Genomic DNA, 12748 nt, shown 5'->3' with positions numbered 1-12748 from the left:
GACCTATTTTTTATGCATATAACGAACATCCTGGTCTGATTTAAAAAACATGTAGTTGATCCAATATTTTCAATGGATTACGTGCAGTTTATTGACACCATAAAATCTGTAATTATGAAACATTTGCTTAGCAAGCAATTACAGTCTGGAATAATTGCTTTTCATGTTTTGAGCAAAAATCTGCAGAGTAAAAACTGAATAAGTGATTTATGGAAATGACATGATACAGGAGAGTAATACTATAATAAACGTTGTTTTCCTGAAATCAAGGAAATAATCAAAAGATTGATTTGCTCACTCGATTATGCAATTCAAAATAAAAAAAGAGAAATGGAAGAGAATCACTCTCTCCATTCGTATATGTAGTTTGTTCTGTAGGATGCTCCATTACTATAGTAGTAAAGTATTCTGAACGAACCACTAAATGCGTTTTCTCTCGGTGCATTTGCTTTGAATGTTCCTTCTTTGATGGTGCCTGTTGCATCCTGCCAGTCCATCTTGAAGTAAGCTCCATATGTTTCATCTTCCAGATAATAGTGGCTTGAGGAACCTCTGTCAATTGCCATATCTGCCATATCTATGTCAATGGCGCTTGTATCACCAAGTCCAAGTCCGCCAGTTTCCATGAAGGTGGCTTCCTTTCTTACTTTGATTGAAATCTCTTCTTCGGCGGCGTAGAAGTCATTTGGTTCTTCAGAGATCGTTCTTACCTGTGCAGTTTCGCCTTTGTCTCCGATGTCACTGGTCCAGACATTCGCTCTTTCGTAATCTACATCGTAGCTGTAGTAGTCATGTGTGCTTACTACCTTGTCACCGTAGTCTTCAACTGTTGTGAGATACCAGCCAGGTACTGTGTCTGATGATGGTGATGTCGTGGTTGCAGTTGTTGACTGCTCCATTCTGGTTCCTGTCCAGCCACCGCTCCATCCTGCACTATCAGAGCCATATCTCCAGTTTCCTTGGAATGAATTTCCATCACTGCTTAGTTTAAGTTCTGCGTCACCTGCATCGTTTGGTTCTGCGTATGAAGGGCTTTCGGACCAGGTTCCTATGAATACATCGCCGTTTACAACACCTTCAAGTCTTCCCTCGTCGTGTGTGTATTCACCAATTATCTTGTCACCTGATTGTGTGAATATCATATCGCCCCAGTTTGAAGTCCATTCTCCTACGAAGCTGGATGATGTGCTTTCTGCTGTGAATCCGCTTTGTGGAGTTGGTAGTTCATCTGTTGAGTCTGCGTTTTCAAATTCTGCTTTTTGGCTGTTGATTGTTGCACCGGCTAGTTCCAGAGGTGTTGAAACAGTTGCTCCGTCTATTATTTCAAATTCTACGGATTCTTCGACTCCTGCTCCGCTTATTATTACTTTGTAATCTCCAAGTGGCCAGCCTTCATCAGGCTTTTCAAGAATGAATGTTCCGCGTCCAAAGTCTTCGCCAGTTTCTGATTCGAAGGTATATATCGAGAAATCAGTGTCAAGGTATATCCATTCTACACTTATTATGTCGTTCTCAAAGTTATCATAGATGAACCATGCGTACAATTCTTCTGAATCCTTTGAATATTTCAGTACTTTATCGACTGGTATGAAATTTTGTGTTGCTGATGTCATCATCACTTCAAGAAGTCGTGGTTCGCCTGTGGCTGTCATATCGCCATATTTATCCGTTACTGCCTCTACGATCTGCTGCTCTTCTTCGGTTGCTCCGAAGCTTCCAGGCTTATATGAGTCACTTATGTCTGTACATCCCGAAAGTGCAATTATGCCTATCAAGAGCAATGCTACTACTATTTTTGATTTCATTTTTTACCATCCAACCATTTTATTTGGTAATTAATTGTCCATTTTATGTTACACTATTTATTTATTAACTTTTTGATTTTATTCTGGTAAATGGATTACATGTAATTTGGTAGCAGCATAAGAAATACCGATTTTATGGTTCTGTAGAAATCCTTATTTGAACAAAAAACGACATTGAAATCCTCTCAATAGGATTTTCCCCTCTCACCCGAACCCCTCACCCCTTTTTTTTATTACAGGAGCCCCTATAGTAAGCGTTTTCTCATCCTCATTTAATGTAAAATAGCACTTAGAAACCCATTAGCTTTTCTTCTCACCTGAATACTGAGGATTTCTATAGAGCCAAAGTTTGAACTTTTTTAATACTGAAAGTCTCAGAAAGGTCATGGGAGATGGAAAAGAGCGGCTTCTGGAAGGACAGCCCATACCTGATACTCTCAGATTCTTTCCTGTATCCGAACGAGAAGGTGATACTGTAACAGCATATCGTGATGGACAATTCTGACAATTTTGATGTCTATCGCTTCTGGACTCATTTCTTTGTGTTTGATGATCTGAAGCAGATGCTGGAGCCGGAAGGTTTTGAGAACATCGAATGTTTTGATGATGTGTTGCCGGAGATCGATATGTGGAACGGGGAAAATGTGCTGTTTTGTAGGACGAGGGAGGTGGGGAAATGGATGACTGAATGCGTCAGTTTCTTGTTTTTCCAAACTAAATAAGGATTACTGGCTATGAAACAGACAATAATCACGATTTATCTGATATTTATGGAAGCAAACCGGGCATCCAGAGCCTCATATTTGTAGTGTGTATAGATTATCTTTACGTTAAATTTTTAACAGAATATATATATCATTACTTTGATAGGCATTCTATGCTTAAAATTAAGATTATTCTAGTAATTGTATGTACCACATTTGTTTTGATTAGTACAGGCTGCATAGATAATTCTGTTTCTTTATACAGAGGTAAGTATGTGCTTAAACAATACAAATTTTAAAAAAGATAGATTGCTGATTATTCTGATTCTTTCTATAACGCTTTTTACTTCGGCGATCATTGTCGCATCGGCAGCTCCAACTTATGAATTTCAGGACCCTTCTGGAGAATATACCTTCATGTTCACCTTTCCCAATGGGGATATAGTAGGATGCGACCCTGCGTACCATGTTGAAGGAAGGGGTGATTATGTCACATTTTTAGTTGATATTACTCCGGAAAACAAGCAGGCAGGGGTTCGTACTATAATTGAAGTTGAAGGAGTGGATACCAAAGGATGGTCGCTCCTCAAACGTGGCTTTCCTATAAAGAGAATACATAATTCAACTAACGAATTCATGTTGTCCTATCTTGTAAACTCAGATTCTGATCAGCTTACATATAAAACAAGTAGTTTTCATGCTGTACAAGTGTCGAGTAAACAATCTCGAGATCTTAGATATTTGAATTTTTTTATAATGGCTGAAGCAGATGAAACAGATGACTTTTTCATTACTCCTACTTATCAAGAGATCGAATGCGGTAAAACTATCGATTTCACTTTGAAAAAAGAAAGAGGTGGTATTTATTCAGAGATAGATCACAGTGATGTAAAATGGATTGTTGGACAATCCAAATCACTTAGTGAGTTCAGAAGCAATGTAATTATAGGAACAATTGATCGAAATGGTGTTTTCACATCAGAAGAGATCGGTACTTGCACTGTTTTTGCCAGAATGGATGGAGAAATAGTAGACCAGGCAGAAGTGGTTGTAACATGCCCTTGTGACAAGAAAGCAGATTTCCAGGAAGTTATCCGGCTCTACAAACAACGGATACCGGAAGGTCCCTATCACAGAGACCTAAAAGCCGGAGATGTGTGGGCACCTTTTAGCAGCATGAATCCGGGCTATGCTACAAACCTGTATTCTATTACAAATGATGAATACGGAGAATTTACCTGTGGAGCATATCAATCCAATGTATTGGTATTTTTGAGTAAAATGCAGTCTAATCCTGAAGAATGTCACCTTTTGAGCGGATATGATTTTGGCCCCATAGAAGGCTCATACAGCGCCCACCATGCGGTCGTTGTATATCCTAAAGGGACTAACTGGAAAAAGACCGGAATGGTCTTTGATCCATGGTATAGCCAGAAGCCTGAAGTAATGTCTATCAGCGTATGGGAAGATGTTTTTTCACCAATCGCAGGTGATACCTCTCAAGGATACAGGAATGAATACAATACGACCAAAGACCCAAGTGATTTTCACTATGCCCTATGGACTACAGCCGGAGAATTTGTTTCTGAAACAGGTGACCTGATTGGGGATGCAGGTGCATTGGTAGGCTTTGGACAATGTCCGGTAAATATTCTGATCACTGACAATAGTGGCCGTCAACTGGGTGCTATCGATGATGATGAAATGATCTTCGAGATCCCGAATGCTTACGTTACGAGGATGGGAGATGGAGAAGGAGGCTATTCATGGTATTTCATTCTTCCGAATACAGATGAATATGATGTTGACATTACAGCATTTGATGATGGTAATTTTGATTTCTTTGCCATGAACACCAATACAGAGCAACTGCAAAATTATGGGGAGCAGGCTATAAAGAAAGGTGAGGTTGCAGAAGTTGAACTGATTTCAAAGGATCCAACAACTCCAATGACATTACCTGATGGATCTGAAGTAATTCCAACCCTGGAAGAAACCGTAATTCCAGAGGCTAAAAAAAAGGGACTTCCGGGTTTTGAACTCTGGATATCCTTATTTATGGTTTTCCTGGTTGTGCTAGTAAGGAAATCGTAATTCTAAATGTAGGAATGGCATTTTCCCTGGCCACTTTCTTTTTCTTTCATAAAATAGTTTAGTCCAAAAAGTTTACTTAACTTAGTTTCTGATCAAATAATTCTGCGCAAGTTAATCAGTCAATTAGAAAGTAACAAAGTATCAACAAATAAAGCACTTGAATTGCTGAATTGCCTTAAAACAGAGACAACTAAAGCTCAATATGTTAGGCTTCTTCTTAAATATCTTCCAGTTGAACATGATACTACTCTATTAATATATGAAGTTAATCGATACAAAGGAGATGTTCGCGATTTATTATTTCAACTTGCTGAATCTTGGGAAAATTCAACAAATGATGAGATATACTAATCAACTCACTAAATCATAAATTAAATTAAACTTTGTCATTCCCAATAATCTTAAATATCACCTCGACCCTCCAATCTAATAATGTTTAATCCTATCACAACTCGCACTTTACGCAATGTGTCTGTAGTAGTGGTAGTGTTACACGCTTGAGCACGATAATCGGAACTTTTCTGGCTCAAGTGCGCTGTTTTTGGTTAATTTACTGATTAGTGTATCCTGTGTCGGAATCGTTCTTTCCACGGAGAGTTGAAATGGAAGAAATGAATGGAGCAGAGATCTTAGTTAAAAGTCTGGAAGACCTTGGGGTCAAACATATCTTTGGGTATACGGGAGCGGCAATACTTCCGGTATTCCATGCGCTTGCGCAGAGTGATATTGAGATCGTAGTCAACTCCAACGAGCAGTCATCGGCGTTCAGTGCAGCAGGGTATTCCAGGTCAAGCAATGAGGTCGGTGTAGCCATAGTCACATCCGGACCTGCCATTACTAACACACTCACAAGCGTTGCTGATGCTTTTGGTGACTGTATTCCCTTGCTTGTTTTCGCAGGGCAGGTCCCTGAGCATAAGATAGGCACCGACTCATTCCAGCATATCAATGTTAAAGGAGTCTTCGGGGACGCTGCCAAGAAGGTCATACAGGTATCAAATGAAGATGATCTCGAATCAATAATCAAAGACGCCTACTACTTTGCAAGATCAGGAAAACCCGGGCCTGTTGTCATAGATGTTCCTCTGGACAAACAGCAGAAGATGCATGAATACCAGAACATGAACGTCCTGAGGTTCGAGGAAAGTTATCACGATGACAGGCATCTGTGCGAGGAACAATGCGAAGAGTTTTTCCAGATGATCCTGAACTCCAAAAGACCACTTCTATATCTTGGCGGTGGCCTGAACTGCGAAGCAGGAAGTCATGCCATCAGGGAGTTCAACGAGTATTTCGGAATACCTTCAGTTAATACTCTCATGGCAAAAGGTGTCGTTGACGAGCGAAAAGACCTCAACCTCGGGATGTTGGGGATGTTTGGAACACCATCCGCTAATATGCTCATTCAGGAGAACGACTTCTTCTTCGCCATCGGTGTCCGCTGGGATGACAGGGTTGCAGAAAAGGTCGGGTTTGCAATAGGCACCGACATAGCCTACATAGATATCAACCCAGAGAAGATGCACCAGATAAAGATAGAACGAGGGCCAAAATTCTCATTTATCGGGGATGCTGCCACAGCTATCCGGGACCTGCTGAGCTATGCTAAAAAGCACAACATCACGTTGAATATCCATGACTGGCAGGAACGTGCCAGATTCCTGAAGAGGTCCTGGCCTCTGGATTACAACCGTCAGTCCCAGTACATCCAATCTGCTGAAGTCATGGCACTGCTTGCAACCTATGTTGACAGCAACACAAGAATAACCACAGGTGTCGGTAATCACCAGATGCTAGCCGCCCAGCACTTTCCAATGCAGACGGCAAAGTCCTTCATGACCTCCGGCTCCTTTGGAACAATGGGCTTTTCCATGCCAACGTCTATCGGTGTCCACTATGCAAATCCCGATGCGACTGTCATTGCCATAGACGGTGACGGAAGTCTTAGAATGAATCTGGGAGAACTGCATACTGTTGCTTCACTGGACCTACCCATCAAGGTACTCATGCTGAACAACAGGAGTGATGGAATGGTCATGAACCTGCAGGATGTAGCTTATGAAGGGATAAGGACAGGAACTGAGAGACCAAAAGATGTTCACTTTGCTGAGATTGCAAGGTCATTTGGTTTCAGTTATGCAGAAAGGATTACCGATAGAAGTGATCTGAAAGATGGCGTGGAAGCCTTCCTTAATGCAGAAGGACCTTGCTTCCTGGAAATTTGTACGGACAGGGAAGAGATATTGTATCCAAAGGTTCCGGCAGGTGGAGCATATAAGGATATGATATTGGGGCCGTATATTAAGGAGGTATCCGGTAATAACATCGAGTGAAAACGATACATATATCGATTGTGAGTGGGGAGTATGGAAATCCCCATCATTCAATTAACCGTAAAAATGAAAAATCATGAGAAGTTGTTACTTATGGTTCAAATCCGAAATCTTTCGAAAATTCCGATATTTTCGTAATTAACCTCATTACTTTTCCCTTCATTGTAATCATTTCTCCTTCACCATCTCAAGAGATACTCTCTTTAAGGCAACATCAACGTCCAAAACCTTGACAGTTACAGTATCGCCAACAGAAACTACATCATTGGGATCTTTTACAAAGCTGTCACTCAATTTTGAAATATGGATCAGTCCGTCCTGATGAACACCTATATCGACAAAAGCACCGAAATTCGTCACATTGGTTACATTACCTTCAAGTATCATATCCTCTGTCAAATCCTCCAGATCGTTGATCTCTGAAGAAAATTCCACGCTTTTAAACTCTTTTCTAGGATCAATACCCGGCTTCTTCAATTCATCCAGTATATCTGTCAACGTAGGAATTCCGAAATCTTTTGTTACATATTTATCAATATCTATCAATGATATTAACTTCTCATTCCCAATTATCTGATCGAGACTGACTTTTCTGTCGGCAGCCATTTTTTCGACAATATGGTACGTCTCAGGATGGATCGCAGAATTATCAAGTGGGTTAGAACTAGCCCGTATTCTCAAAAAACCGGCACATTGTTCAAATGTTCTTGGGCCCAGTCTGGACACTTTATTAAGCTCCTTTCTGCTCTTAAAAGAGCCGTGTTCAGTTCTGTATAGTACGATATTCTCAGCAATTGCTCTTTTGATACCTGATGCATATGACAATAATTCAACTGAGGCAGTATTGAGCTCGACCCCCACATAGTTAACACAGGATTCAACTGTCATATCAAGGAATCTCTTTAATTCTTTCTGGTCAATATCATGCTGATACTGGCCCACACCTATTGATTTAGGATCAATTTTAACCAATTCCGCAAGTGGATCCTGCAGTCTTCTGGCAATACTGATAGCACCCCTGACTGTTATGTCCATATCAGGAAATTCTCGAATGGCAGTTTCAGACGCAGAATAAACCGATGCCCCCGCTTCACTGACCACAACTGATCTTATGTTGAGGTCATGCCTGTTTATAATATCCCTTACAAAAATATCGGTTTCCTTAGAAGCAGTACCATTTCCAATTGAGATCAGCTCGATTTCATATTGCTCAATTAGATTCAGGAGAATTCTGGATGCTTCATCCTCTCTTTTTTGAGGCTCATGTGGATAGATCACATTAAATTTCTTAAAATCTCCATTTTTGTCGATTACAACAACCTTACATCCTGACCGGTAACCGGGGTCTATACCCATTATTATTCTAGCGCCGGCAGGAGGTGATAGAAGCAGATTTTTGAGGTTCCTTGAAAACACCTTTATGGCTTCTTTTTCAGCATCCTCCATTTTGAGGTTAAATACTTCTTTTTCAATGGAAGGGAATATCAGTCTTTTAAAACTATCTTTTACTGAATCCTTGATTTCTGCGGTGAATAAAAAGTCACTTCTTTTAACAACATCTGACTCGATCAGACCTATTATGTGCTCTTCATCAACTTCAATCTTCCAGGTAAGCACATCCTCTGCTGATCCACGTCGAATCGCAAGCATCCTGTGAGATGGTGATTTTTGTATTAATTCAGAAAATTCATAATAATTCTGGAACTTTGATTTTTTTTCAATCCAGTCTTTCTTTGCTTTTGAGGATATAAAACCCCTTTTCTGAATAATATTCCTTACCAATCCTCGCGTGAACTCGTTGTTTGATATCAGTTCAGCAATAATGTCCAAAGCGCCGGCAAGGGCATCTTCGTATGTCTGTACTCCTTTTTTTGGATCAATATATTTTGAGACGATTGATTTTTTTGTTCCTTTTATATTTTGCTGAAGGTATATCAGATCAGCAAGCGGCTCAAGACCCTTTTCTTTTGCAATGGTAGCCCGTGTCATTTTTCTGGGCTTGAAAGGGAGGTACATGTCCTCAAGAATGTTTTTATCGGTACAGCCAAGTATCTTCTGCTTAAGTTCAAGGGTTAGTTTGTCCTGGCCTTCAATTGTCTTTAAAATGATTTCTTTTCTTTTTTCGAGCTCTTTGTAATATTCATATTTTTCAGATATGGAGCGGATATTAGTCTCATCCAGACCATGGGTTTTTTCTTTTCGGTACCTTGCAATAAAAGGGATGGTTGCCCCATCTTCAAAAAGTTCAATTGTATATTTAATTGAAAGGTCATTTAATTCAAGATCTTTTGCAATATTACTTATAATAAATTGAGAACTCATCCGGCACATCCTGCATTAATATATAATGTTTTTGTAAAAATGCTCTACGTTTTCTAATTCTTCAATTATTGATGTACTTGCATCCATTGCATTACCTATTTTTATAGATTGGTATTTTCCATAGATGTCTGGGGAATGATTCACATATATGTACAGCCCACCACAAAAAACAGGCACAATTTTAACAAAAAAATAAACCTTGAAATACTCATAAGCTTTTCCCCTCTCCCCCACACACCCCCTCACCTCTTTTTTTGTATTTACAGGAGTCACTATAGTAGACGTTTCTCATCCTCATTCCATGTAATACAAAATTATACTTAGAGAATCCATTAGCTTTCATTCTCGCTTGAATACCGAGGATTTCTATAGATTCATATACCTACTAACATATAGTGATTCTATGCATCCTAAAAAAGCAGCATTTCTTAATATTGGAATTTCGATCATCTTTGTGATTGCAATAATCATTTCAGATCACATATTTGAAGGCACGCAGCATGAGCAAATGGCATTGTACCTGCTTATTGCCCTATGGTGGATTCCTTTCTCGTTAATATCAGTAGCAGGAACAAAGGGAGTAAAATAAAACCCATTCATTTATTCATCAATAAATTCTCTTTTGTTTGAGAGTGGGGTTCTTTCCAATAATGTGCCACTCCTGTTTTATTAAAGCTTATTCTAGTTTGACTTTGAATACACTGTTTTGTCCATTAAAATACTCAGCTCAATAACAGGGTGAATCAGTCAATATGGTTTATAATTGAACATTTATACAAAAAGAAACAAATTGAACATGCATTTACTAACGCAGGTTTGGTGTGGTTTATGAGAAAAGCGATAATAATAGCCTTAATGTTGTTGGTCCTGCTAAATGCCGGATGCGCAGGTATTGGAAGCAGTCCCACAAAAACAGTGGAGAACTTTGTATCACAGTTCGACGAAGGGAACTATGATGAATGTTATGACATGATGTCATCAGATTACAAGCAATATACTGACTTTGCATCTTTTGTAAACAGCTGTAAAGATGTAAATCCTGAAAAGTATGAACTCATAGAAATTTCAAATGAGTACATTTATGAGGATGAAGCAGTCGTTGATGTGCTGGTTAATAGATCATCTGTTGAGTCAAGTTCTTGGCTGGAAACTCTTCTAGAAGGTACGTCAGAAACGGGCATGACCACAGAGCAAATAGAGCTCGTAAAACAGGAAGATGAATGGAAAATTACAGTATTTCCTTATGTGTTGACATGATAAGTTGAGCATAAATAAGTAATGAATGGGAGTGGGAAAAAGATGAGAGATGTCATATTATTGATAACATGCAGCCTGGATGGCTTCATAGCAGCAGAGGACGGGAATGTGGACTGGCTGTTGCAGGAAGAAGAATACGACTTCGATTCATTTATGCATGGGGTGGAAACCTTGCTCATGGGTCACAAGACTTACGAACAGGTATTGGGTTTTGGTAAATGGCCTTATGAAGATAAAGAGTGTTATGTATTCACAAAGCAGCATCCTTCTTCTGAAGATGACAGAGTCATATTTTCAGATGATCCGGTTGGCACAACCGAGAACCTGATGCTTGGAACCGGCGGCTCAATATGGGTTGTTGGTGGTGCTTCCATCATTTCCATGCTTCTCAACAAAGGACTTATCCATGAACTCAGAATAGCAATACAGCCAATAGTGCTTGGAAAAGGTATACCACTTTTCAGGGACATAAAAAAGAGCATAGGGCTGGAACTTAAAAGTACAGAGAAATATGAATCAGGACTTGTTGAGCTTGTGTACACACCAAAGGCATAACAAAGTCGTATATGGGATTAATTAAATAGTAACCTGTAGTACTTAGCAACAGCTAAAAACATCATAGGACATTTGAATGATGTCTTTAATTAATGAAATGGAAGAATTATGACAGAAGATTCAATCGATGAACAGGTAAAGTGGGTTGTAAGTGTTGACCGCAGGCTTATTTTAATGGAATACATGAAAACTCACTTAATAGCCAAAGCTTCTGAAATAGCTCATGATACCCAGAGATCGACCCAGAATATCAGTCGTGCCTTAAAGGAATTTGAAGACCATGGACTTATTGAGTGTCTTACTCCAGCAAAGACCACATGGAAAAAATACGTCCTGACAGATATAGGAACAACGGTCATGGAAAAGATGGATGGTAAGTTTTTCAACTAACCAGAAAGTATAGTCTATCATTTTTTCTCAACATATCATTTTTTCAGGCTCTGTAGGAAGTCGAATGAGGTTCATATCTTTAATTTCTACAAAGCCAATAGTTTATTCTTAATAGAATGATGACCTATACAGCAAATCGAAAAAAAGGTGTTTTATGTGGATACGGATGAACATGAAATTAAATTAGCAAACTGGCTGTCTACGGAGATAATTGCATATTCCAAACAGTTGTTTCCATTGATAGAGTTTGTAGAGGTTGAGGGAGAGAGTGATGGTGGATCAAAAATATATCGTTATGATGAACCAATACCTGAAGCCAGAGAGATCCTTGACATACTGCCTGCCAAATATGAAGAATGGTGTACAAAATGCAGGCCACTGCTCGAAAAATACTTTCCGGGAGAACTTGAAGATTTCAATCGTTCATATGAGGTCGTAGAGAATGTCCTGAGTTTTGACTATAGAACAAAAATTCCAAACACAAATAAAGCATATATGGAATTTCACAAGCATATAATGACCCAGATGACCCTTGCATCCCACCTATCTAAAAAGTTAAAGAAATGATTCGTGTAGAATAATTTCTACCGAGCCATTTTCTATTTAAGTTATGTGTTCTCATTTTGTAACTATTCAGCCTGATAAAAACACTATCAATAGCAATCTTGACAAAAAGTTGAGACCTACATTTTATTAGGATCATTGTAACTATTCAGCCTGGCACGATTTGCCTATTGGTACTGATTTCATCGAAATAGAGATGTCTGCTCACTAACAATCTAACAATCAAAAAAGCAATCAATAGCAACAATCAAAATAAATGATCCTAATGAAATTTACGTTTCAACTTTTTGTCAAGATTGTTATTGATAGCGTTTTTATCAGGCTGAATAGTTACGGATCATTAATTTTGATTGTTGCCATTGATTGCTTTTTTGATTCTTAGGTTGTTAGTGAGCAAACATCTCCGTTTTGATTAAATCAGTATCAATAGGCTAATTGTGGTAGGCTGAATAGTTACCTCATTTTTAACTATGGTCCTTTGCTTTGTAGCAAAAATTTTCATTTAATATTCATATAGTATGTTTTTTTAAAATCATGTCTCATTTTTTTATTCGCAAAGTCTATTTTTCAGGAGACTGTCGGATAATTATCGATTTAAAGCTTTTCGAGTCATAGATGTCGAATTTTTAGTATATTGACTAAATTTTGGCTCTGTAGAAATTCTCTAATGAATTCATGAAGATTAGTGAAATGTGGAACAAACACACTGTTCCCTTTATGTTTT

The 12748-nt window shown here is 38.8% G+C and carries 12 protein-coding genes; 9 read left to right on the top strand and 3 right to left on the bottom strand.

The window, feature by feature from the left end; translation table 11 throughout:
* Positions 1–341 precede the first annotated feature (341 nt).
* Positions 342–1805 (bottom strand): hypothetical protein, encoded by a 1464-nt coding sequence (locus WN948_RS00935; protein WP_342305095.1) that lies wholly within the window; start codon positions 1803–1805, stop codon positions 342–344.
* Positions 1806–2154: 349 nt separating this feature from the next.
* Here WN948_RS00935 and WN948_RS00930 point away from each other — a divergent pair, with 349 nt between their 5' ends.
* The 4 genes from WN948_RS00930 (at position 2155) to WN948_RS00915 (ending at position 6936) form a co-directional block, all read left to right on the top strand.
* A complete protein-coding gene (locus WN948_RS00930) occupies positions 2155–2310 on the top strand; it encodes a hypothetical protein (RefSeq protein ID WP_342305094.1) in 156 nt (51 codons plus the stop codon).
* Entirely contained in the window at positions 2297–2527 is a 231-nt protein-coding gene (locus tag WN948_RS00925) for a hypothetical protein (RefSeq protein ID WP_342305092.1), read from the top strand. Before WN948_RS00930 ends, WN948_RS00925 begins: the two co-directional genes overlap by 14 nt.
* 399 nt (positions 2528–2926) lie before the next feature.
* Positions 2927–4603 (top strand): hypothetical protein, encoded by a 1677-nt coding sequence (locus WN948_RS00920; RefSeq protein WP_342305091.1) that lies wholly within the window; start codon positions 2927–2929, stop codon positions 4601–4603.
* A 602-nt stretch (positions 4604–5205) separates the two neighbouring features.
* The gene (locus tag WN948_RS00915; protein ID WP_342305090.1) at positions 5206–6936 is read left to right on the top strand and encodes a thiamine pyrophosphate-binding protein; all 1731 of its coding nucleotides are present in this window, start codon (positions 5206–5208) and stop codon (positions 6934–6936) included.
* Between the two features lie 168 nt (positions 6937–7104).
* On the opposite strand, the gene WN948_RS00910 is transcribed toward WN948_RS00915, so the two are convergent.
* Complete coding sequence (locus WN948_RS00910) at positions 7105–9258, bottom strand: Tex family protein (protein ID WP_342305089.1); 2154 nt, start codon at positions 9256–9258, stop codon at positions 7105–7107.
* Between the two features lie 15 nt (positions 9259–9273).
* On the bottom strand, positions 9274–9531 hold the full coding sequence (locus tag WN948_RS00905; RefSeq protein WP_342305088.1) for a hypothetical protein: 258 nt from the start codon (positions 9529–9531) through the stop codon (positions 9274–9276).
* A gap of 130 nt (positions 9532–9661) precedes the next feature.
* Here WN948_RS00905 and WN948_RS00900 point away from each other — a divergent pair, with 130 nt between their 5' ends.
* The 5 genes from WN948_RS00900 (at position 9662) to WN948_RS00880 (ending at position 12027) form a co-directional block, all read left to right on the top strand.
* Entirely contained in the window at positions 9662–9847 is a 186-nt protein-coding gene (locus WN948_RS00900) for a hypothetical protein (protein WP_342305087.1), read from the top strand.
* Between the two features lie 239 nt (positions 9848–10086).
* Entirely contained in the window at positions 10087–10515 is a 429-nt protein-coding gene (locus tag WN948_RS00895; protein ID WP_342305086.1) for a hypothetical protein, read from the top strand.
* A 42-nt stretch (positions 10516–10557) separates the two neighbouring features.
* Positions 10558–11070 (top strand): dihydrofolate reductase family protein, encoded by a 513-nt coding sequence (locus tag WN948_RS00890; protein ID WP_342305085.1) that lies wholly within the window; start codon positions 10558–10560, stop codon positions 11068–11070.
* A gap of 108 nt (positions 11071–11178) precedes the next feature.
* Positions 11179–11460, top strand: a complete 282-nt coding sequence (locus WN948_RS00885) for a sugar-specific transcriptional regulator TrmB (protein ID WP_342305083.1) — start codon at positions 11179–11181, stop codon at positions 11458–11460.
* A gap of 156 nt (positions 11461–11616) precedes the next feature.
* Complete coding sequence (locus WN948_RS00880) at positions 11617–12027, top strand: hypothetical protein (protein WP_342305082.1); 411 nt, start codon at positions 11617–11619, stop codon at positions 12025–12027.
* Positions 12028–12748: the final 721 nt, after the last annotated feature.

The organism is Methanolobus sp. ZRKC5, assembly GCF_038446525.1.
Taxonomy (GTDB): domain Archaea; phylum Halobacteriota; class Methanosarcinia; order Methanosarcinales; family Methanosarcinaceae; genus Methanolobus.
The sequence above is the reverse complement of the archived record's forward strand: the minus strand, read 5'-3'. Positions and strand labels throughout refer to the sequence as shown.